Here is a 21,258-nt window from a genome sequence, read left to right on the forward strand (position 1 = left end):
ATTATGAGTGCTGCTAAAAAGAAAGAAAGTGTTTTCGACAATGAAGGCGGTGTACAGGGACAGTATAAAAACTGGTTTCTCGATTACGCATCGTATGTAATTCTTGAACGTGCCGTACCGGCAATGGAAGATGGTTTAAAGCCTGTGCAACGTCGTATTCTTCACGCCATGAAAGAAATGGATGATGGTCGTTTCAACAAAGTGGCGAACATTATTGGGCAGGCGATGCAATACCATCCGCATGGTGATGCAAGTATTGGTGATGCATTGGTAAATCTTGGACAGAAAGATCTGTTGATCGATACACAAGGTAACTGGGGCGATGTGCGTACAGGTGATGATGCAGCTGCTGCACGTTACATTGAAGCACGTTTGTCGAAATTTGCATTGGATGTTGCCTTTAACAACAAAACAACCGAATGGCAATTGAGCTACGATGGTCGTAAGAACGAGCCTGTGGTATTGCCGATGAAATTTCCGTTGTTATTGGCACAAGGTGCAGATGGTATTGCCGTTGGTCTGTCAACAAAAATTCTTCCACATAACTTTTGCGAGTTAATTGAAGCGTCCATCAAAGCATTGCGTGGAAAACGTTTTGAACTGTTACCCGATTTTCAAACGGGCGGCATGATCGATGCAGCAAATTACAATGATGGTAAACGTGGCGGCAAAGTGCGTGTGCGTGCATTGATTGAAGAGCTTGATAAGAAAACATTGCTCATCAAAGATGTGCCTTACGGTGTAACCACAACAAGTTTGATGGAAAGCATTGTAAAAGCAAACGACCAGGGCAAAATAAAAATTAAGAAAGTAACAGATAATACCGCTGCAGAAGTAGAGATACAGGTTGATCTTGCACCGGGTATTTCACCTGACATTACCATTGATGCGTTGTATGCATTTACCGATTGTGAAGTTTCGATTTCACCCAATGCATGCGTAATTGTTGATAACAAACCGCAGTTCCTCACCGTAACAGATCTGCTGAAATATTCTGCTGAGCAAACAAAAGAGTTGCTGAAGAAAGAACTCGAGATAAAACTTGGCGAATTGCAGGAGAAATGGCATTACACTTCGCTGGAAAAAATATTCTTCGAAGAACAGATCTACAAAGAACTCGAGAAGAAACATGAAACATGGGATAAAGTGATTGTCGCAATAGACAAAGCATTCGTTCCATTTAAAAAACAACTCCGCAGAGATATTACGAGAGAAGATATTCTGAAGCTGACGGAAAAGCCTGTACGTCGTATCTATCGTTTGGATATTGATGAACTGAATCAACAGATCAAAGGATTAGAAGCAGACATTAAGCAGGTGAAACACGATTTGGAAAACCTGGTTGATTATGCAGTAGCTTATTACGAAAACCTGTTGAAGAAATATGGCAAGGGTCGTGAGCGTAAAACAGAGATCAAGCCTTTTGAAGTTATTCAAATAAAACAAGTAGCCATTGCCAACACCAAACTTTACATGAATCGTGAAGATGGTTTTGTTGGTACATCGCTGAAGAAAGATGAATTCATTTGCGATTGTTCCGACTTTGATGACATCATTGTATTTACCAAACGTGGTTTAATGAAAGTGGTGAAGGTGAGTGATAAAGCTTACATCGGTAAAGACATTATTCATGCAGCCGTGTTTCAGAAAAATGATGAGCGTACTACCTACAACATGATCTATGCCGATGGCAAAGGCGGTGTGAGTTATGCAAAACGTTTTAACGTTACCGGTATTACAAGAGATAAGGAATACGATCTTACAAGAGGCGATGATAAAAGCAAAGTGCATTACTTCACCGTGAATCCAAATGGTGAAGCAGAGGTGGTGAAAATATTGCTGAGCCCGAATTGTACTGCACGTATTAAAGAGTTTGATTTCTATTTTGAAGAACTCGATATTAAAGGTCGTAGTAGCATGGGTAACCAGGTAACCAAGTATCCCATCAAGAGTGTGAAGTTTAAAGAAAAGGGCCGAGCTACATTAAGCGGAAAGAAAATGTGGTTCGATGATAAGTTTGGGCGTTTAAACACAGAAGAGAAAGGAGAGTACCTTGGCAAGTTTGAACCTGAAGATCGTGTGCTGGTTATCTACAAAGATGGCAACTACGAAATTACCGACCAGGAAATGACCCAGAAGTTCGATCCGGAAAATATTCTGTTGATCGAGCTCTTCAGGCCAGAACGCATCATCACTGCTGTGTATTTAGACAATGATAAACTGCAGTATAATGTGAAGCGTTTCAAAATTGAAACCACCACATTAAAGAATAAATTTTTCTTTATCAAAGAAGGAGCGAAGAATTATCTCGAAGCTGTTACGACTGATGAAGAACCGGTGTTGTCTGTTAAAAGTGGTAAGGGCACACAAGTGCGTAGTGCAAAAATAAAACTGGCGAAGGTTGCAGAAGTCATGGGCTGGAAAGCAGTGGGGGCAAAGCTTACAGACTTCAACAAGAGTATTGAAATGGAATGGGTGAAGGAAGATCCAAATGCTCAGCCGGAGTTGTTTGGACAGTGAGTAATGAATGATGAGTAATGTGTTTAACGGCGATTGCAATGCAATCGCCGTTTCATTTTACAACAGTTTGTTAAGAGGCGTTCCGTTAACAAAAGATTAGAAACTGTCGTACATCTATGCAAAACATTTCTTCATCTGAATGAACAAGCAGTTACTAAAAACCTGCAACCATTTTTATGAGGACTACATACCTAAGCTTACTCGTAGTGTTTACTACAGCAGCCATTACAACCAACGCACAAATTAAACCTGTTATCAAAGCAGGTGTTATTCAATCAACCTGGAAAGGAGAAGCAAGAGAATCTTTTACACAATTGGTCGATCAGACAGATGGCTACATCAGCAGCCGAAACAGAACGGCCTTTTATGTTGGTGCCGGCGCCGAACTTCCTCTTGGTGATTTTGTTTCAATTGAACCTTCGCTCGTTTATACGCAACGTGGCTATGGTATTAAAGGTAATCTTACAATCAATCAATTAAAGATCGATGCACTTGATGCAAGAGCTACTGCTCAAATGCATTATGTTGATCTTCCCGTGTTGCTGAAAGTAAAGCCTGTTGCCGGTTTGCAGCTTTTTGCCGGTCCACAGGTTTCTTATTTAGTAAAGAATAATTTACGGGCCGATGTTTCTGTATTCGGCTTTTCACTTCTTAACCGTGATATTGATATCACCGAGCAATTCAACCGTTGGGATGTGGGTGTAACGGGTGGTGTAGGTTACGAGTTTGAAAATGGCATCGGTATTACTGCAGCTTATGAAAGAGGATTTCAACGCCTCGACAAAAACCAGAATTTCAAAGCATTTAACGAAGGATACAAAGCAGGGTTAACATACAGATTTTAATTAGCTGAATAAACGATATAACTATGAAACCTTGACCGATGATGCAGTACCCGGCATCATCGGTTTTATTCATCACTATCAACAATCTCTCCATAGTTGATCAGTAACTCTTCGCCTGCTTTTATTTCACGGAGTGTTTCAAAATCTTCACCATCATTGATCGATATAATATTTGGCGATTCATCGTGATTCAGAAAGTTTACAATATCCATCACCTTGAACCCATAATCAGGAACATAGTAATGGTCATCATCAAACAAACAATAAGTCTCCACCAATTCTTTGCTGTGAGCAGGCAGTGCATCAATCTCACTTCGCTCGATCTTGATCCACTCGCCAATGTTTTTTGAGAATAATCCACGCTGACCTTTTGGAATGTCCCGTAATGCAAACACTCCGTTGCCATGAATGGGAGAGGGCTTCATCATCACCCATGTATCATGTTTCAACTCTTGCAATAATTGTTCTTTGGTCATATTGTAATTTATATACAATGGCCGACTGGAATAGCGGCCATTGTATATAATTTTATTTCACATACTTTTTCAATTCACGCTCTGCATCACGGTTCTTAATGGTTTCCCGTTTGTCGTGGAGTTTCTTTCCTTTACCCAAACCAATTTCAAGCTTCGCTAAATTATTTTCGGTAAAGAAAATGCGGAGAGGAACAACGGTATAGCCTTTTTCTTTCAGCTTGTTTTCCCACTTTTTAATTTCTTTTTTGTTGAGCAGCAATTTGCGGTCGTGTACTGCCAGGTGATTATTGGTAGTACCGAATTTATACTCTGCAATATGCAGACCTTTGATCCAGAGTTCGTGTTTATCAAAAAAACAATAAGAGTCGGAGAAACTTACTTTGCCTTCACGGATCGATTTTACTTCCGTTCCAACCAATACCATCCCTGCCACTAATTTGTCTTCAAAATAGTAATCATGAAAAGCAGAGCGGTTTTTTAATTCTGTCATTTTACAAATAAAAAAGCAATCAATAAAAGTTGAATCAACTCATATTGATTGCAAATATAAAATTGATCTCTTTAGTTCTTAAATAATGTAAACAGCACGCCGAATTTCTGTTTCATTTCTTTCCGGTCGATGATGAGATCGAGGAAGCCGTGTTCCAGCAAAAACTCACTGCGTTGGAAACCTTCGGGCAGATCTTTTTTAATGGTTTCTTTAATCACACGGGGACCGGCAAAACCGATCAATGCGCCCGGCTCACCAATATTAAGATCTCCCAACATCCCAAAGGAAGCAGTTACACCACCAAAGGTTGGATCAGTAAGCAACGTAATGTAGGGGAGCTTCGCATCACTGAGTTGTGAGAGCTTACCTGAAATTTTTGCCAGTTGCATCAATGAAAATGCACTTTCCATCATCCTTGCACCACCACTTTTACAAATGAGGATCATAGGGAGTTTATGTTCAATGCAATAATCGGCAGCACGTGCAATTTTTTCGCCCATTACACTTCCCAACGAACCGCCGATGAAATCAAAATCCATACAGCAGATCACCGTTCCATGTCCTTCGATCTTACCAACCGCTACACGGATTGAATCGTGCAGATCAGTTTTCTTCCAGATATCTTCCAATCGTTTCTGGTAAGGTTTCAGATCTGTAAACCCGAGATAATCTTTGGAGCGGATATTATCGAACAGCTCCGTGTATTCATCACCATCAAACAGGATATCGTAATATTCAGCACTGCCAATGCGGTGGTGATAATTACAATTGGGGCATACATATTTATTCTCCGCTAATTCGGTTGAAGTACCGGTATGCTTACATTCAGGACATTTGGTCCAGAGACCTTCCTGGATTTCTTTCTTTTCTGAAGTTGATGTAAGAATCCCTTTCTGAACCCGTTTAAACCACGACGAACGTAATGCATCTGCCTGCGGCAGATCGTCGCCCGTTAGATTTTTCTCAATATCCTCTTCTTTTTTTGCCATCGTTCTTTGATTTGAAAAGTGGGTAAAAGTAAGCAATTAAGCGTTTCTATTCACACAGTTCAGATCTTCGAAAGCAACCTCGAGGCGTTTGATAAAGCTTTCTTCGCCTTTACGCAACCATACACGGGGATCGTAATGTTTTTTGTTAGGGCTATCCGGGCCTTCGGGATTACCGAGCTGACCTTGCAGATAGCCTTCGTTCTTTTTGTAATTGTTGAGAATACCTTCCCAGAATGCCCATTGCAGATCGGTATCGATATTCATTTTAATGGCACCGTAGCTGATAGCTTCACGGATCTGATGTTGAGGTGAACCGCTACCGCCGTGGAATACGAAGTAAACAGGTTTTGGTCCTGTACCTAATTTTTTCTCAATATGCACCTGGCTGTTATGTAAAATGATTGGAGTTAACTGCACATTGCCTGATTTATAAACACCATGTACATTTCCAAAAGCAGCAGCCACAGTAAAGAGTTTGCCCACTTTGCTCAATTCAGTATAAGCATATTCAACATGCGCTGGCTGTGTGTAAAGTTTTTCATTGTCAACATCGCTGTTATCTACACCATCTTCTTCACCACCTGTAACACCCAGTTCAATTTCAATACCCATGCCTAATGGAGCCATACGTTTGAAATATTCTACTGAAGTATGAATGTTTTCTTCCAACGGTTCTTCACTCAAATCGAGCATATGTGAAGAGAAAAGAGGTTGACCTTTTTCTTTTTTGTATTCTACACCGGCATCAATTAATCCACTGATCCAGGGTAACCATTTTTTTGCGGCATGATCGGTATGTAACACAACAGGCACACCATAATATTTAGCTACGTTATGAATATGCAACGCACCGGAAATAGCACCACTGATATTTCCCTGCAATTTGTCGTTTGGCATTCCCTTGCCGGCAATGAATTGTGCACCGCCATTTGAGAATTGAATGATCACGGGAGAGTTTACTTTTGCTGCTGTTTCAAGCGTTGCATTGATTGTATTTGTACCGATTGTATTTACTGCGGGGAGTGCAAACTCATTATCTTTTGCATCTTTTAATAATGCCTCGAGTTCTTCACCAAAAAGGACGCCGGCTCTGTACTTGCTCATAATTAAAGTATTAATAGTAGTTGAAAAAGACGGATCTGTATCCGTATTAAAGCGCCGCTAAGATAGTTAAATACTGGTTAGCAGCTTTTCACAATGGCAACTTTTTACAGCTTTACAAACGTGTATTAGTAAAAATTGAAAACGAGCAATCCCGGCTCTAATTCAACCTGTTTGATTGCTGCTTTTGCAATTTCACCGCTGAGGAATGATTCTTTTTCCTGTTGAGAAGAGTAATAGAAAAAATAATACCTGATTTTATATTGACTGATCTCAGTCAATAATTCCTTACTGTAGTAAGAAGGCTTGGTAATGGTGTAAAACGGATTTTTTGTAAGATAGGCAAACACCATGCATTCATCCACTTTGGCATTTGCTGTAAACGATCCGCTGATCTGCTGCTGTTTCATTTGTTCAGCCGTATCAAAAATACTTTTATGCCCATACACCTGATCTTTTAAATGATTGATCGGTTCAAGTAAAAAACTTCCAAAGAAAAATAACCAAACGATCAACCGCTGCCATTTCCTCATTTGCACCTGTAGAAACAATTGCTGCATTAACAAAGTGCCTGCGATCAAAAAGATGAAAGATGTTGCCCAGATAAATCTTGTTTCAAGATGCAGCAATAAATAACCTGATGGCAATGCGAGCATGCCAATGAGTAAATACAGCCACTCTTTTGTTTTGTGTTTGAAATACATAAACCCGCTCACAAATAAAATTGCAGGTGCTAGAAACGAAAGATCATGCATGCATTTCAGCCATGCCTGGAAATTGAACAGCACAACCCTTATCTGATGTAATGCAATTGTGATCAAGGGAACTGATTGCAGATTATCAACTTTTACATGCCAGGGATCTTCCCATACAGATGATGAACCGTCATGGGGTGGCGTTTGAAAAACAGGACCTGGTAAAGGTTCTCCTGTAAAATTCCAATGGGCATTGAACTTCCCAAAAGCGATCATCCATTCACCATACTTCCAATGCAAAGCCATTAACCATGGAAACGTAAAAAGAAAAAAAGTGAAGAAACCTGCAGCAAGCTGTTTAACTGCATTGCTTCGGCTTGGATTGAGAAAAATATGAATGACAAGAAAATGAAAAATAAAAAAAGGAAACCCATACGATTTAGCGAGATAGAATAAAGCCCCCATAAAACCCGCCAGTAAATTCTTTGGTATACTTTCAAAGAAGTCCTGTTGCTTAATAAGATTGAAATAAATCAGCAATAGAAACACGAGTAATGCGTCGGCAGCCAGTTCAAAATAGCAATAATGTAGAAGTATAATAACACTTATCAACTGGATAGCAGTTTTCAGCCAATCCTCTAATAAAAATTTATTAAGCAACGAATAAAGAGCGCATAATGAACCTAAGGAAAAAATAAGATTACTGAGCTTAAATGCAGCCCAATCGTTCAAACCTAATTTGAGCAAAGGCACCACCAACCATGAATGCAACGGGTTCCAAAAACCATTTACTGCCAGTTTCCATTCGCCTTTCAAATAGTGATGTGCCACTTCCATATATCCAACCGCATCAAGATCTGACACGAATTGATAGAGCGGCCATGTAACAGCAAACAGGATACAGAACAGGGCAAGTGAAAACGGAAGTCGTTGTTTATGCAGTAAGTTCATCGCTTAAAAATAAGCTTTCTCTTAGTTTAATGAAATAGTCGGTTGCATATAATGTTCTGCTGCCGTACCAACTGAATAATTCGCCATCAACAATTTTACAAACAGGTAATTGCCCAATGCTGCTTTGCCGCAACCATGTCTGCTTAAATGCATCAAGATGTTTTTGTTTGAAAGGAAATGGTTCTGATGAAAACAATACCGCCTCAACATCACGTTTCATCAATTCTTCAATTGTAAGAACAGGGTATCGCTGTTCAGTTACAAATACATTTTCAAAGCCGGCCAACTCCATCATGTGACTGATAAATGTGTCGCCACCAACTGTCATATAAGGCTCCTGCCAAATGAGGTAAGCAGCCCTGATGGGTTTTGAACAAACGGACAAACCTTTAAAAATATTTTGAATGTTGTTGATGAGTTGATTTGCTTTATCAATTCGATCTGTAAGAAAGCCCAGGTGTTCAATTACTTCATAACTCTCTTGCAGGTTACTGATATCGCTGCAATAAACCGGGCAAAACTGCTGAACAGCTTCTACCTGCTCTTTTATATTTTCTTCTTTACTGGCAATGACAAGATCAGGTTTTAGTGATTCAATTAAGGGAAGATTCACTTGTTTGGTGCCTCCAATTCTTGTTTTACTTCTGAACCACTCTTCCGGATGAACACAAAATTTTGTTATGCCGACAACTTCGTCGGTCAATCCCAAATCAAATAATAATTCAGTAAGTGATGGAACGAGGGAAATTACCCGTTGGGATGGGAAAGGGATAGATACAAAATTGCCTGTTTGGTCCTGAACTTGTTTCATTTCATTTTCAAACAGGCAATTTAATTAATTCAGCGGTTCCTTTGGTGTTTGATGGTTTTCCTTGGTACGAATTCAATTTTACTAATTCAAAGGATTTTGGAACGCTGCAATATCTTTCTTTCAGAATATCTCTTTTTTACGAGCAGATAAAAAGAAAAAAAGATCTGGATTTCAGAGGACATTAGTTTGGATTTTACTTGGTTTTCTTAGGATCCAGATCTTTTTAATAAAGCCTTTTTTGGTCTCTTGGTTTCCGCAACAGATTGCTCTGCCATGGTGGCTTTTGGTTCTTCTTTCGGACGTTTGGATAGGCGGTTCTTCGGTTAGGATGTTTGGATTTTTCTTTGGTTCTTCTTCGGACGTTTGGACTTCGTTGGTTCTTCTTTAGGATAATTGGTGGTTTCTTCAGTTAGGACAACATTGGATTTTTCAACGGTTTTTGGTTTTCTTACAGGTTGTTGGATTAAAAATAGTTTTTCAAAGTGGAAGTCAATTGATATTGGATTTTTAATTCTGGTTTTTTAATGGATTTGGATATCAAGTCTAAGTGTTTTTCTTAAGTCAGTTGTTTGATTGTGTTTCAATCAACTTCCGATACAAAAGTAAATGGACTGTTAAGACTGTACAAGAGCAGTATTTCTCTTTTTAACAACATCGGTATTTACCCCCTCATACGTAAAACTACGCATATTTAACCCGTGTACTTACGCTATCAACTTTGTTATTCTACTAATTCCAGAGGAAAACAGCGTGAAATAACTCCTAAACACAATAAAGCCGCTGTTAACAGCGGCTTTATTTATTGCTTAACGTTATTATAAAAATCATTTCGCCAGCGATTGTATGATGTCGTACTTGGTAACAATATGAAAATTTCCTGCTTCATCTTTGCTTAATACTGCTCCATTCTCTTTGCTGATGAGTGTACTTAATCGCTCAATGGGTGTATCAAATGCAACGATTGGTAAAGGAGCTTCCATGACTGCTTCCACACTTGCATGCTTTATCTCCGGATTGGAAAAAACTTTATTGAACAACCCGTTTTCAGAAATAGAACCGATCTGGCCATTACCGTTAATTACAGGTATCTGTTCAATATCATATTTCTTCATCAGCTCTACAGCTTCAGCAACAGTATGTGTAGGTTCAATACTGATCAAACGGTTATGTGCACGTGAAGAAACAATATCCTTAAATGTTTTTACATCAAGGAAACCACGCTCCATCATCCATTGATCGTTATATACTTTACCAACGTAGCGACTGCCATGATCATGAAAAACACAAACAACCAGATCATCTTTCTTTAAACGGTCTTTCAACTGCATCAATCCCTGCAAACAACTTCCTGCGCTGTAACCGCAAAACAAACCCTCTTCTTTTGCAAGCCTCCGTGCCATGATAGCACCGTCTTTATCAGTTACCTGTTCAAAATGATCGATCACACTCATATCATAATTCTTCGGCACAAAGTCTTCACCAAAACCTTCACTGATATAAGGATGAACTTCACCCATATCAATTTCACCTGTGCGGAAATACTTTGTAAGCAATGAACCGTACACATCAATGGCCCATACCTGTATGTTTGGATTTTTTTCTTTCAGGTATTTTGCAGCACCGGTAATCGTACCACCTGTACCTGCAGTGCAAACAAAATGTGTGATCTTTCCATCGGTTTGCTCCCAAATTTCAGGACCTGTTGATTCATAATGTGCCAACCGGTTTGCAAGATTATCGTATTGATTCATGTGTAAGGAGTTGGGAACTTCTTTTGCCAGCCTTGCTGCTACACTATAATAACTACGTGGATCTTCAGGTAAAACATTTGTTGGGCACACGATCACTTCTGCACCTACAGCTTTTAAAATATCAGCCTTCTCTTTCGATTGTTTATCGGTAGTAACGAAAATACATTTGTAACCTTTTACTACGGCCGCCAATGCAAGTCCCATACCTGTGTTACCGCTTGTTCCTTCAATGATTGTACCGCCGGGTTTTAATTTTCCTTCCTGTTCTGCAACTTCCACCATCTTTAACGCCATACGGTCTTTAATGGAATTGCCTGGATTGAAATAATCAACCTTGGCAGTAACAGTGCAGGGGAGTTGACGGGTGATTTTGTTTAACCTGATGATAGGTGTGTTCCCGATCGTTTCGAGAATGTTGTTCTTAATATTCATATCGCAACCATGCTTTTTAGGTGGCGAAGTTACGATGAATACCCGACTGTAGTTACACAGCCTTCTTATTGCGCCGCAGGTAACGATCCAGATAGAGTAATCCCATCACAACATTTAACATTAATAATACATTGAGCCATGTGCTGTTGATGAGCAACTTGTAATCGAAAGACAAAGATGGTAATTGATAGCCTTCGCCGCTTGATGATGCGGAAGACCAATCGATCAATGTAAAACTATAGATCAAAAATCCAACGATAGTAACGATAAAAAATAATGCTATCGAGCGAATGATGGTTTTATTGATGTATTTTTTTGTTGCCGGTGCAGGTTGCAATCCTTGTAACTGATCCATTACATTCATACTGAAACGCATGGATGGCTGTTCAAGTTCCACATCGGCCTTCAGAAGTTGATTGATCTCTTTCAGCTCACTGTACTTTGCACGCCATATTGCATCAGCAGCAATCATCTTCTCCACATAAGCAACTTCTTCTGTTGAAGAACTGCCATCAATATAACCCCAGATCTTTTCTTCCATTTGTTGAGTATGCATACAAACGATTTTATGAATTAATGTAGTCTTCCACTTCAACAGCAAAATGCTGCTCCATTTTTTCTCTCAGCTTTTGCCTGGCTCTGTGCAGTTTTACTTTTGCATTATTAGGTTGTATCCCCAATATCAAACCAATTTCTTCCAGGCTTTGTTCGCCTTTGTAAAATAACAACAGCAATTTCGCATCATCGGGTGGGAGAAGAGCAATGGCATCATTCACCATTTTAATTTTCGATTTCTCTTCCACCATATTTGCTCTCATACCTGCATCCTGTTGATCGGCCAATTCAAATACATGATCCTGATCAATTGAATGCACCTGCAGTTTCTTCTTACGCAAAAAGGTTAAGCACAACGATGTTACAATTGTATACAGCCATGTACTGAATTTTGCATCACCCCTGTAATCATTCAAACAACGATATGCCTTTATAAATGCGTTCTGCGCCAGCTCTTCGGCATCTTCACGGTTCTTTGTATAACGGAGGGCAATGGTAAATACAAACGACTGGTAACGGGTAACAATAACCTCGTATGCCCGTTGGTCGCCTTTCAGCACCCGGGTGATGATCTCCTTATCCGTTGAGCCATTCTCCATATTCAGTAGATAAGACGCCGCCTGTAACAGGCTGGTTACAGTCTTTTTATAAAGTTGAATAGATTTTTTGAATAGGGGCTTGAAAAAAATATTCTGAAAACCTGTAACCGGATTAAATCTGCTGTTGTCATAGATGCTGTACACTTTTTAAAAACGCAAAATCAATTATTATGGGTCCTGCTGAAGTTTTAATTCCGATACTGGTTCCGCTGGGAGCAATGGCATTGGCATTTGGTCTGTTCTATTTAAGGAACAAAGAAAATATGTCGATGATTGAAAAAGGGATGAATCCGAAAGAATTCGCTAACCGTCCTGCGCCATATCGCAATCTGAAGTGGGGTTTGTTGCTGGTGGGTGCGGGCATTGGGTTATTCCTTGCTTATGTTCTGCACACATATGTATTAAAGATCGATGAAGAGAATCCGGTGATGTACTTTTCAATGATCGGCATTTTTGGAGGGCTGGGCCTTATCCTTTCATACCGCATCGAGAAAAAGGAAACGCTGGATAAAGTATAACATACGTCAACAACCTTATCAGAAGTAGAAAGCCTCCTGCAAGAGCGGGAGGCTTTCTACATTTATTTCTTTAGTTCCAGTAAAGCTCTGCTCACTAAAGGGTCGAATAAGTTGCGCATTTTTACATAGCCTTCCGTGTGCCAGATATAGCGGCTGAGCGAACTGATGAAATTCTTTTTTACTGTAGCCAGCTGCCGTTCTGTAAGCGACGAAGGACTTACGCTGTCTGTTGCTATTGAACTGTTAATATAATTATTAAGGGAAGCATCAGCGTTGGTGTACTGTTGCAAGGCAGCAGGATCTTTTAATCCTTTTAAAGCTGCTCTGTTTCTGATAAAATAAAGATAGGCCGCATCACTTACCTGCTCTCGAATAATCATGCGGTTTGCTTTTGGTAACTGATCGGCTGAATCCACAGCTACATAAATGTCAGGAGAAATACCGCCGCCACCATAAACAATACGTCCGCCCTTGGTTTTATATTTCTTGCCATTATGTGTTGCTGAATCACCATGGAACAGTTCTCCATTGGTCAAACGCTCACTAACTTCTGATTTATAGGTCGCTTTATCACCTCTGTTATAAGGCTTCTGAATACTGCGGCCAATAGGAGTGAAATAGCGTGATACAGTTAACCGAACGGCACTGCCATCGCTTAACGTAAATTGCTCCTGCACCAATCCTTTTCCAAAAGATCGGCGACCGAGGATCGTTGCCCTGTCCCAATCCTGTAATGCACCTGCCAGCACTTCACTTGCAGAAGCAGAACCTTCATCGATCAACAATACCAGTTTGCCTTCTTCAAACAAACCCGGCCTGCGGGCTGCATAGCTTTGTCTTGGATATGATTTGCCTTCAGTATATACAATTTCCTTGTTATCTGACAGAAACTCATCGGCCATCTGAACGGCATCATCCAGCATTCCCCCGCCATTTCCACGAAGGTCAAGAATGAGTTGCTTCATACCGTCTTTTTGCAGACGTTCCAGGTTTTGCATAAATTCTTCATAAGTGGTAGCCGAAAACTTTACAACCCGCACATAAGCAATTCCCGGTTCAATCATGTAAGCAGCATCTACACTTTTGATGGGGATTATGCCACGTTGTATGATCAATTCAAAAGGTTTATTATTGCGGATCAGCTTTACTTTTACTTCAGTTCCCTTGGGGCCACGAAATATTTTGCGGATATCTTCCGGCTTTTTTTTCATACCGGAAATAATAGAATCATTGGCTGAAATAATGCGGTCGCCAACCTGTAGCCCGGCTTTTTCTGATGGACCTTTTGGCATCACAAACAATACATGCAATGTGTCGTTCAGCATTCCGAACTCTAATCCAACACCCTGGTAATTGCCCTGCATGTCTTCATTGACCATCTGCACTTCAACAGGTGGAATATAAATTGAATGTGGATCAAGCTGGTTCAAAACATCCTGAATTGCAAACTGACCAAGTGAGTCGGTGCTTACCGTGTCAACATATTTCTGTTTCACCAATTCAAGGATTTCCTGCACGGGGTTGGGCTTGGAACGGCCAAAAAAAGAAGGTGCATAGCTGCCCATATTGTCACGCAGTTTATACCCAAAAAACATCCCGATGATAAGCGATACGGATAAGAGAACAGGAAGCCAAACTTGTACTTTCTTTTTATTCATGAACATGCTTTCGTGTAAAAAGTGGTGCGAATTTCATGAAAATAAAGCATATTGCCCTCTCGCTTTTGTTTCAATTTTTATATTTTACAGAAAAGGCCCGAAAAACGTAATAGCGGTATGAGTGCGATCAAATTAATAGCAGATAGCGGCGCCACCAAGGCAGAATGGTGTTTATTAAAGGGTAAAAAGAAGAAAATACTTTTTACACAGGGCATTAGCCCGTTTTTAATGACCAGCGAACAAATAGGCAGTTTATTGAAAAAGGAATTGAAACCAAAGCTGGCAAAGGAGTCCATTAAAGAAATTTATTTTTACGGCACCGGCTGCAGCAGCGAGCATAATATTAAAAGTGTAAAAAAGGCACTGAAAGAAACATTTCCTTCCGCAACAAAGATTAAAGTTGATCATGACATGATGGGTGCGGCAAAAGCACTTTGTGGTCATGATAAAGGCGTTGCCTGCATCCTCGGTACCGGGTCGAATGCCTGCTTTTTCACAGGCACACGCATTTCAAAAAACAGCCCCGGACTTGGGTATGTTTTGGGCGATGAGGGCAGTGGGGCCTATCTGGGACGTAAGGTTATTCAGCATTTTTTGTACAACACATTTGATGAAGAATTAAAGGCCAGATTCATGTCAAAATACAAAACTGACCGTGTAGAAATTCTCGACAATGTATATCGCAAACCATTACCCAACAGGTATATGGCGTCGTTTGCATTATTTCTTGCAGAAAACAGGGGGCATTACATGGTTGAGAATATTATTGAAGATTCGTTCAACGATTTTTTCTTTAATCACTTATACAAATTCCGTGAAAGCTGGTTGTATCCAATCCACTTTACGGGAGGTGTTGCCTATGCTTTTCGTGATGTGTTGAAATCCATGTGCCACGCTTACGAATTGCAGTGCGGCCGTATACTTAAAAACCCGATGCAGGGATTAATCGAATATCATAGCTAATTTTACAGCATGGCGGAACAATTTGTACGAATTACTGAACAGGAATCGCATTATCATCACCTGGAAAATATGACTGTAGCAGAACTGCTGCAAAACATTAACAAGGAAGACAGTACCGTGCCTGCCGCTGTTGAAAAAGCCATACCCCAAATTGAACCGTTGGTTACCGCCATCACAGATAAAATGCTCATGGGGGGCCGTCTTTTTTACATTGGCGCCGGCACAAGTGGCCGCTTGGGTATTGTTGATGCCAGCGAATGTCCGCCAACTTATGGTGTTCCTTATGGTTTGGTGATCGGCATTATTGCGGGTGGCGAAAAAGCCATTACAAACGCCGTTGAGTTTGCAGAAGACAATAAAGAACAAGGCTGGGCCGATCTTATAGCCCATAATGTTTCAGATAAAGATGTGGTGATTGGTATTGCTGCCAGCGGAACTACACCTTATGTAATTGGCGCATTGGAAGAATGCCGCAAACGAAATATCATAACTGGCAGCATCAGTTGTAATCCCGGTTCGCCTGTTTCAGCTGCTGCCGATTACCCCATTGAAGTGGTAGTAGGTCCTGAATTTGTGACTGGCAGCACCCGCATGAAAAGCGGCACCGCCCAAAAACTGGTGTTGAATATGATTTCTACCTCCATCATGATCCAGTTGGGCAGGGTAGAAGACAACCGCATGGTGAATATGCAGCTGAGCAACGAAAAACTTGTGGACCGGGGTGTAAAAATGCTTATGCTTCGCAGCGGACTCACAGACTACAATGAAGCCCGGGATCTCCTGCTCACACATGGCACCGTAAGAAAAGCGCTCACATCCATTGGACAATAAAAAATGTAAACAAACAATTTGCAACAGGGTATATGCAAACCCTTTAATTCATTGTTGCCATTGGCGAATTTCTCTATTGTCTGTTGATTATTGCCTGGTGCAATTTTCCTTCCTCCGTTCATAAAAATGTAACAGTAAAAGGTTGCATATGCTGGTAATTGGTTGTAACTTTTGTAGCCGATACAGTAAACACCAATAAACTGCACATTATGAAAGAAAAATTTTTACTCTCAGCTTTCCTTTTATTCAGCTTAGCAAATTTTGCACAAAAATCATCATTTATTTACGCCATCAGTTCTCCGGAAAACCAGAGCAATTGGGTGAGCATTCAAATGATGAGCAGCAAACAAGGCGATATTGTACAAACAGTATATGATCCTGCAAAAAAATACGTTGCCATTTTTGATGCGGTAACAGAGCGCAACCTCAATGCATGGCCAACAGCAACAACTGTTGCTGCTGCAGCATTTGATGCATCCAATCAACGCATGTTCTATGTGCCGATGCGTATTCCTGAGTTACGCTGGGCCGATGTTAGAGAACCATCTTCACCTAAATTTTACACACTCACTTCGCCTTTGTTGAGTAAGTTGAATATGACTGACCCTGCTAATCATATTACAAGAATGACCATTGCTGCAGATGGTTATGGCTATGCAGCAACAAATGATGGCAATCATTTATATCGTTTCAGTACAGGTAAAAAACCAGTGTTAACAGATCTTGGAAATATCGTTGATGCTGCAACAAACGGAGCTTTGTCTGTACATAGTCAATGCAGCAGTTGGGGTGGAGATATGGTGGCAGGTACTGATGGTTTGTTATATCTCATCACACAAATGAGAAATGTTTACAGTATTGATCCTTCAACACGTTTTGCAACCCATCTTGGAACAATCAAAGGATTGCCTGAGAACTTTACAGTCAATGGTGCCGCTGCAGATAACGATGGCCGTGTACTCATCAGTTGCAGTTATGGCAATCAACCTTATTACTATCTCGATCTGACAACATTTAAAGCCGACTTAGCATTTGGTACTGAAAAACGCATCAACGCATCTGATCTTGCAAGTGGCAATCTTGCATCTCGTGCAGCTATTAATAACGGACAATACATAACCGGCCGTTCTCCTTTTGAAATGGCCAATCAAAAAATTGCCATGTATCCTAATCCGGTTACAGAACGTCGGTTTCAATTAAGTTTTGAAGAAACAGGAAAAGGCATTCATACCATCCAGGTATTAGATCTATCCGGAAAAATTCTGCTCAATAAAATCGTAAACATCAGCGGTCCCGGTCAATACGAAGGAGTGGAACTGCAACAACAATTAAGCAAAGGAATGTACATGGTAAAAGTGCTGAACAGTGAATCGAAAACAATTTATTCATCAAAATTTGTGATGCAATAGCTGGCGGGTTTTTAAGGTAACAAGAGCGGTTTAATAGCCGCTCTTGTTGTTTAGATGAAAAATTATTTTAAGACTAACGCTTGTTTCATCGGCAGCAGCATTTAACTTCACAGCCATAATGAAAAAGACAGTTGTACATATTCACTCCTCATCCATAGCTTCATCGGCTACTGGTACAACTACATTTACAACTACGATCCGCTAAGCGGATTGTATATTACCATATTACCCCAAGGGCATTTTTGCTGCAGAACAAGAAACATCTTCTGATCATTTAACGTAAACTTTTATGCTGGTTTTAAAATTTGGTGGCACTTCAATGGGAAGCGCAGAGGCAATCAAACAGGTTGTTGAGATAGTAAAAGAAAAAGCAAAGGAATCTTCTGTAATACTGGTGGTGAGTGCAATGAGTGGCACAACCGATCTCTTGCTTAACTGCGGCACAAAAGCTGCAAACGACGATGAATCGTACAAGGAAATCCTCAAGCAAATTGAAACAAGACACCTTGATACGGTAAAGTCATTGATACCGGTGCAGCAGCAAAGCAGCGTATTGAGTATGGTAAAGAAACTTTGCAATGAAATTGAAGACATCTGCAACGGTATTTACCTTTTGAATGAATCTTCACTGCGTACAAAAGATAAACTGGTGAGTTATGGCGAATTGCTTTCGTCAACCATGATCAACGCCGCATTTAATTCAAATGGCACAAGTGCTGTTTGGAAAGATGCACGTGAACTCATACGCACCAATTCAAACTACAGCAATGCAATTGTTGATTTTGCAATTACCAATCAGCAGATAAAAGATTTCGTCAGCAGCACATCACAAAAGATCATTGTGCTGCCTGGTTTTATTGCCAGCGATGCAGACAATATCACTACAACATTAGGTCGTGGTGGTTCTGATTACACAGCAGCAATTCTTGCAGCAGCAGTTGATGCAAGTGCCCTGGAAATATGGACAGATGTAAGCGGTATGATGACCGCAGACCCCCGCTGGGTTCCAAATGCAAAAATTATTCCTTCCATTTCTTACCAGGAGGCAATGGAGCTTTCACACTTTGGTGCAAAGGTGATTTATCCGCCAACTATTCAACCCGTATTATCGAAGAATATTCCGGTTTGGGTGAAGAATACATTTGCAGCAAAAGATCACGGAACTGTAATTGAAAATAAATCTGATTCGACCAATATCATTACCGGCATCTCCAGTATCAATTCATTGGCTTTGTTAAGTCTTGAAGGTAGTGGCATGATCGGCATACCCGGTTTCAGCAGCCGTTTGTTTGCGGCATTGGCAAATGCGCAGATCAATGTTATTCTCATTACACAAGGCTCAAGTGAACACTCAATTTGCGTGGGTGTGGATGTTGCTTCTGCTGCAAGAGCAAAAGAAGTAGTTGATAAAACATTTGAATACGAAATTGCAACTGATAAAGTTGATCCGTTACAGATCGAAGAAAAATTATCCATTGTTGCATTGGTGGGAGATCAGATGCGTCACCACACCGGTATCAGCGGAAGAATGTTTTCTGCATTAGGTCGCAATGGTATCAACATTCGTGCAATTGCACAAGGTTCAACTGAACGTAATATTTCTGCAGTAGTTGCAACCGACGATGTACGCAAAGCTGTGAACGTTTTACATGAAGAGTTTTTTGAAACAATTCAGAAACAGGTAAACCTTTTCATTGTTGGCACAGGTAATGTAGGCAAAAGATTATTGGCACAATTAAAACAACAGCAAGGATTTCTTGAACAGCATTTGCGTTTGCATGTGAATATTGTTGGGTTGAGTAACAGTCGTAAAATGCTTATCAACGAAAATGGAATCGATCTCAATAAATGGGATGAGCTGTTGCAAAATGGCGAAGTTTCAAATCTTGATCAGTTTGTACAATCCATCATCAAACGTAACCTGCGTAATTCTGTTTTTGTTGATGTTACGGCCAATGCAGTTATTGCTGATGTGTATGCATCCTTACTTGAAAAGAGTATAGCAGTTGTTGCATGTAATAAAGTGGCAGCATCATCCAAACTCAACAATTATAAAAAGCTGAAACATCTTTCAACAGAATTCAATGCACCGTTTTTGTTTGAAACAAATGTTGGTGCCGGGTTACCCATTATTGGTTCGTTGAACGATCTGATGCGCAGCGGGGACAGAGTGCACAGAATGGAAGCTGTATTAAGTGGCACACTCAATTTTGTATTTAATCATTACGACGGTACAAGACCTTTTGCAGATGTAGTAAAGCAGGCACAGGATGAAGGTTACACTGAACCCGATCCACGTTTGGATCTGAGTGGTACTGATGTAATGCGTAAAATATTGATTCTTGCACGTGAAGCAGGCGTGCAAATGGAAATGGAAGAAATTACATGCAATGGCTTTTTACCGGAAAGTTGTGTAAAAGGAAGCGTTGCTGATTTTTACGAAGCAATGAAAAAAGAAGAAGCACATTTTAAAGCCATCTTCGATAAAGCACATGCAGAGAATTGCAAATTGAAATTTGTTGCAAGTTTTAACGATGGTAAAGCAAGTGTAGGTTTGCAGCATATACCACCTCAGCATGATCTCTATCATTTGTATGGGAAAGATAATGTAGTTCTTTTCTACACCGATCGTTACAAAGAACAACCGATGGTGGTGAAAGGTGCAGGTGCAGGCGCAGAAGTAACAGCAAGTGGTGTGTTTGCAGATATTTTAAGAGCCGCTCAAAAATAATTATGATGAAAGAAGTAGAAGTGAAATGCCCGGCAACTGTTGCCAACCTTGTCTGCGGATTTGATATCCTTGGCATGGCCTTGCAGGAGCCCTATGATCTCATGAAATTGAGATTGATCGATGAGCCAAAAGTTTACATCACCAATAAAGATGAATACGATCTGCCAACAGAAGCGGAGAAAAACGTGGCAGGTGTGGTGTTGTTAGCCATCATGGAAAAGATGGATAACAAGTTTGGCTTTGAAGTAGAGATCGAAAAACACATTAAGCCGGGTAGTGGTCTTGGCTCGAGTGCTGCAAGTGCTGCAGGTGCCGCTGTTGCTGCCAATCAACTGTTGGGAAATATTTTTTCTAACGATGACTTGGTTCAGTTTGCAATGTTTGGTGAGAAACTCGCAAGTGGTGTAAAACATGCAGATAATATTACGCCTTGTATAATGGGTGGTGTTACGTTGATCCGTTCGATACATCCATTGGATATTATTCAGCTCAATTCACCTCCGCTGTTTGTTACGGTTGTGCATCCCCAGATTGAGGTTAAAACAAGTGATGCACGACAAATACTTCGAAAAGAAGTATTGCTGAAAGATGCCATTAAGCAATGGGGCAATATAGCAGGGCTTGTTGCAGGATTTGAAAAAGGCGATACTGACCTGATCGGCAGAAGCCTGGAAGATGTGATCATTGAACCTGTGCGTAGTATTTTAATTCCCGGTTTCGATGAAATAAAAACAAGAAGTAAAGAAGCAGGTGCATTAGGTGGTGGTATTTCCGGCAGCGGACCTTCCATTTTTATGTTGAGTACAAAAGAAACAACAGCAAAGAATGTCGAAGCAATTATGCAGGAAGTATTTCATCGTTTAGGAATTGATTATAAAACTTATGTTACTTCTATCGCTAAAAACGGAGTTGAAGTAATCACTGGTCAATAGA

At 40.4% G+C, this 21,258-nt stretch carries 18 protein-coding genes; 8 read left to right on the top strand and 10 right to left on the bottom strand.

Annotation, left to right across the window (positions count from 1 at the left end; all coding sequences use genetic code 11):
* Window positions 1–3 precede the first annotated feature (3 nt).
* Entirely contained in the window at window positions 4–2,520 is a 2,517-nt protein-coding gene (locus H4075_RS11835; protein ID WP_182801053.1) for a DNA gyrase/topoisomerase IV subunit A, read from the top strand.
* Window positions 2,521–2,696: 176 nt separating this feature from the next.
* Complete coding sequence (locus H4075_RS11840) at window positions 2,697–3,365, top strand: porin family protein (RefSeq protein WP_182801054.1); 669 nt, start codon at window positions 2,697–2,699, stop codon at window positions 3,363–3,365.
* A gap of 65 nt (window positions 3,366–3,430) precedes the next feature.
* On the opposite strand, the gene H4075_RS11845 is transcribed toward H4075_RS11840, so the two are convergent.
* The 9 genes from H4075_RS11845 to H4075_RS11885 all read right to left on the bottom strand — a co-directional run bounded on the left by H4075_RS11845 (window position 3,431) and on the right by H4075_RS11885 (window position 12,215).
* Window positions 3,431–3,841, bottom strand: a complete 411-nt coding sequence (locus H4075_RS11845) for an SET domain-containing protein (RefSeq protein WP_182801055.1) — start codon at window positions 3,839–3,841, stop codon at window positions 3,431–3,433.
* A gap of 52 nt (window positions 3,842–3,893) precedes the next feature.
* Window positions 3,894–4,331, bottom strand: a complete 438-nt coding sequence (gene smpB, locus H4075_RS11850) for an SsrA-binding protein SmpB (RefSeq protein ID WP_182801056.1) — start codon at window positions 4,329–4,331, stop codon at window positions 3,894–3,896.
* 71 nt (window positions 4,332–4,402) lie between these two features.
* The gene (gene accD, locus H4075_RS11855) at window positions 4,403–5,320 is read right to left on the bottom strand and encodes an acetyl-CoA carboxylase, carboxyltransferase subunit beta (RefSeq protein WP_182801057.1); all 918 of its coding nucleotides are present in this window, start codon (window positions 5,318–5,320) and stop codon (window positions 4,403–4,405) included.
* Window positions 5,321–5,356: 36 nt separating this feature from the next.
* Entirely contained in the window at window positions 5,357–6,424 is a 1,068-nt protein-coding gene (gene fbaA, locus H4075_RS11860) for a class II fructose-bisphosphate aldolase (RefSeq protein ID WP_182801058.1), read from the bottom strand.
* 125 nt (window positions 6,425–6,549) lie between these two features.
* Window positions 6,550–8,067, bottom strand: a complete 1,518-nt coding sequence (locus H4075_RS11865; protein ID WP_182801059.1) for a hypothetical protein — start codon at window positions 8,065–8,067, stop codon at window positions 6,550–6,552.
* A complete protein-coding gene (locus tag H4075_RS11870) occupies window positions 8,051–8,878 on the bottom strand; it encodes an ABC transporter substrate-binding protein (protein WP_182801060.1) in 828 nt (275 codons plus the stop codon). Before H4075_RS11870 ends, H4075_RS11865 begins: the two co-directional genes overlap by 17 nt.
* Before the next feature lie 824 nt (window positions 8,879–9,702).
* On the bottom strand, window positions 9,703–11,061 hold the full coding sequence (locus H4075_RS11875; RefSeq protein ID WP_182801061.1) for a pyridoxal-phosphate dependent enzyme: 1,359 nt from the start codon (window positions 11,059–11,061) through the stop codon (window positions 9,703–9,705).
* Window positions 11,062–11,113: 52 nt separating this feature from the next.
* Window positions 11,114–11,617 carry a hypothetical protein gene (locus tag H4075_RS11880; RefSeq protein WP_182801062.1) on the bottom strand — a complete coding sequence of 168 codons (504 nt, stop codon included), beginning with the start codon at window positions 11,615–11,617 and terminating at the stop codon, window positions 11,114–11,116.
* Window positions 11,618–11,627: 10 nt separating this feature from the next.
* The gene (locus H4075_RS11885) at window positions 11,628–12,215 is read right to left on the bottom strand and encodes an RNA polymerase sigma factor (protein WP_182801063.1); all 588 of its coding nucleotides are present in this window, start codon (window positions 12,213–12,215) and stop codon (window positions 11,628–11,630) included.
* 170 nt (window positions 12,216–12,385) lie between these two features.
* Here H4075_RS11885 and H4075_RS11890 point away from each other — a divergent pair, with 170 nt between their 5' ends.
* Window positions 12,386–12,733, top strand: coding sequence for a DUF6249 domain-containing protein (locus tag H4075_RS11890; protein ID WP_182801064.1), 348 nt, complete (start codon window positions 12,386–12,388; stop codon window positions 12,731–12,733).
* Between the two features lie 62 nt (window positions 12,734–12,795).
* Here the strand turns inward: H4075_RS11890 and H4075_RS11895 are convergent, their stop codons facing one another.
* Complete coding sequence (locus tag H4075_RS11895; protein WP_182801065.1) at window positions 12,796–14,391, bottom strand: S41 family peptidase; 1,596 nt, start codon at window positions 14,389–14,391, stop codon at window positions 12,796–12,798.
* Window positions 14,392–14,508: 117 nt separating this feature from the next.
* On the opposite strand from H4075_RS11895, the gene H4075_RS11900 reads away from it, so the two are divergent.
* The 5 genes from H4075_RS11900 (at window position 14,509) to H4075_RS11920 (ending at window position 21,257) form a co-directional block, all read left to right on the top strand.
* Window positions 14,509–15,354: an N-acetylglucosamine kinase gene (locus H4075_RS11900; protein WP_182801066.1), complete on the top strand. Its 846-nt coding sequence runs from the start codon at window positions 14,509–14,511 to the stop codon at window positions 15,352–15,354.
* Between the two features lie 9 nt (window positions 15,355–15,363).
* A complete protein-coding gene (gene murQ, locus H4075_RS11905) occupies window positions 15,364–16,185 on the top strand; it encodes an N-acetylmuramic acid 6-phosphate etherase (protein WP_182801067.1) in 822 nt (273 codons plus the stop codon).
* A gap of 209 nt (window positions 16,186–16,394) precedes the next feature.
* The gene (locus tag H4075_RS11910) at window positions 16,395–17,594 is read left to right on the top strand and encodes a T9SS type A sorting domain-containing protein (protein ID WP_182801068.1); all 1,200 of its coding nucleotides are present in this window, start codon (window positions 16,395–16,397) and stop codon (window positions 17,592–17,594) included.
* A gap of 289 nt (window positions 17,595–17,883) precedes the next feature.
* Complete coding sequence (gene thrA / locus H4075_RS11915; protein WP_182801069.1) at window positions 17,884–20,325, top strand: bifunctional aspartate kinase/homoserine dehydrogenase I; 2,442 nt, start codon at window positions 17,884–17,886, stop codon at window positions 20,323–20,325.
* A gap of 2 nt (window positions 20,326–20,327) precedes the next feature.
* On the top strand, window positions 20,328–21,257 hold the full coding sequence (locus H4075_RS11920; protein WP_255460179.1) for a homoserine kinase: 930 nt from the start codon (window positions 20,328–20,330) through the stop codon (window positions 21,255–21,257).
* Window position 21,258: the final 1 nt, after the last annotated feature.

This window comes from Lacibacter sediminis (assembly GCF_014168535.1).
Classification (GTDB): Bacteria; Bacteroidota; Bacteroidia; order Chitinophagales; family Chitinophagaceae; genus Lacibacter; species Lacibacter sediminis.

Excerpts from the sequence above, each read along its gene's own strand:
- H4075_RS11835 (WP_182801053.1), top strand. The coding sequence starts at position 4 with ATGAGTGCTGCTAAAAAGAAAGAAAGTGTTTTCGACAATGAAGGCGGT.
- H4075_RS11840 (WP_182801054.1), top strand. The coding sequence starts at position 2,697 with ATGAGGACTACATACCTAAGCTTACTCGTAGTGTTTACTACAGCAGCC.
- H4075_RS11845 (WP_182801055.1), bottom strand. The coding sequence starts at position 3,841 with ATGACCAAAGAACAATTATTGCAAGAGTTGAAACATGATACATGGGTG.
- smpB (WP_182801056.1), bottom strand. The coding sequence starts at position 4,331 with ATGACAGAATTAAAAAACCGCTCTGCTTTTCATGATTACTATTTTGAA.
- accD (WP_182801057.1), bottom strand. The coding sequence starts at position 5,320 with ATGGCAAAAAAAGAAGAGGATATTGAGAAAAATCTAACGGGCGACGAT.
- fbaA (WP_182801058.1), bottom strand. The coding sequence starts at position 6,424 with ATGAGCAAGTACAGAGCCGGCGTCCTTTTTGGTGAAGAACTCGAGGCA.
- H4075_RS11865 (WP_182801059.1), bottom strand. The coding sequence starts at position 8,067 with ATGAACTTACTGCATAAACAACGACTTCCGTTTTCACTTGCCCTGTTC.
- H4075_RS11870 (WP_182801060.1), bottom strand. The coding sequence starts at position 8,878 with ATGAAACAAGTTCAGGACCAAACAGGCAATTTTGTATCTATCCCTTTC.
- H4075_RS11875 (WP_182801061.1), bottom strand. The coding sequence starts at position 11,061 with ATGAATATTAAGAACAACATTCTCGAAACGATCGGGAACACACCTATC.
- H4075_RS11880 (WP_182801062.1), bottom strand. The coding sequence starts at position 11,617 with ATGCATACTCAACAAATGGAAGAAAAGATCTGGGGTTATATTGATGGC.
- H4075_RS11885 (WP_182801063.1), bottom strand. The coding sequence starts at position 12,215 with ATGGAGAATGGCTCAACGGATAAGGAGATCATCACCCGGGTGCTGAAA.
- H4075_RS11890 (WP_182801064.1), top strand. The coding sequence starts at position 12,386 with ATGGGTCCTGCTGAAGTTTTAATTCCGATACTGGTTCCGCTGGGAGCA.
- H4075_RS11895 (WP_182801065.1), bottom strand. The coding sequence starts at position 14,391 with ATGAATAAAAAGAAAGTACAAGTTTGGCTTCCTGTTCTCTTATCCGTA.
- H4075_RS11900 (WP_182801066.1), top strand. The coding sequence starts at position 14,509 with ATGAGTGCGATCAAATTAATAGCAGATAGCGGCGCCACCAAGGCAGAA.
- murQ (WP_182801067.1), top strand. The coding sequence starts at position 15,364 with ATGGCGGAACAATTTGTACGAATTACTGAACAGGAATCGCATTATCAT.
- H4075_RS11910 (WP_182801068.1), top strand. The coding sequence starts at position 16,395 with ATGAAAGAAAAATTTTTACTCTCAGCTTTCCTTTTATTCAGCTTAGCA.
- thrA (WP_182801069.1), top strand. The coding sequence starts at position 17,884 with ATGCTGGTTTTAAAATTTGGTGGCACTTCAATGGGAAGCGCAGAGGCA.
- H4075_RS11920 (WP_255460179.1), top strand. The coding sequence starts at position 20,328 with ATGATGAAAGAAGTAGAAGTGAAATGCCCGGCAACTGTTGCCAACCTT.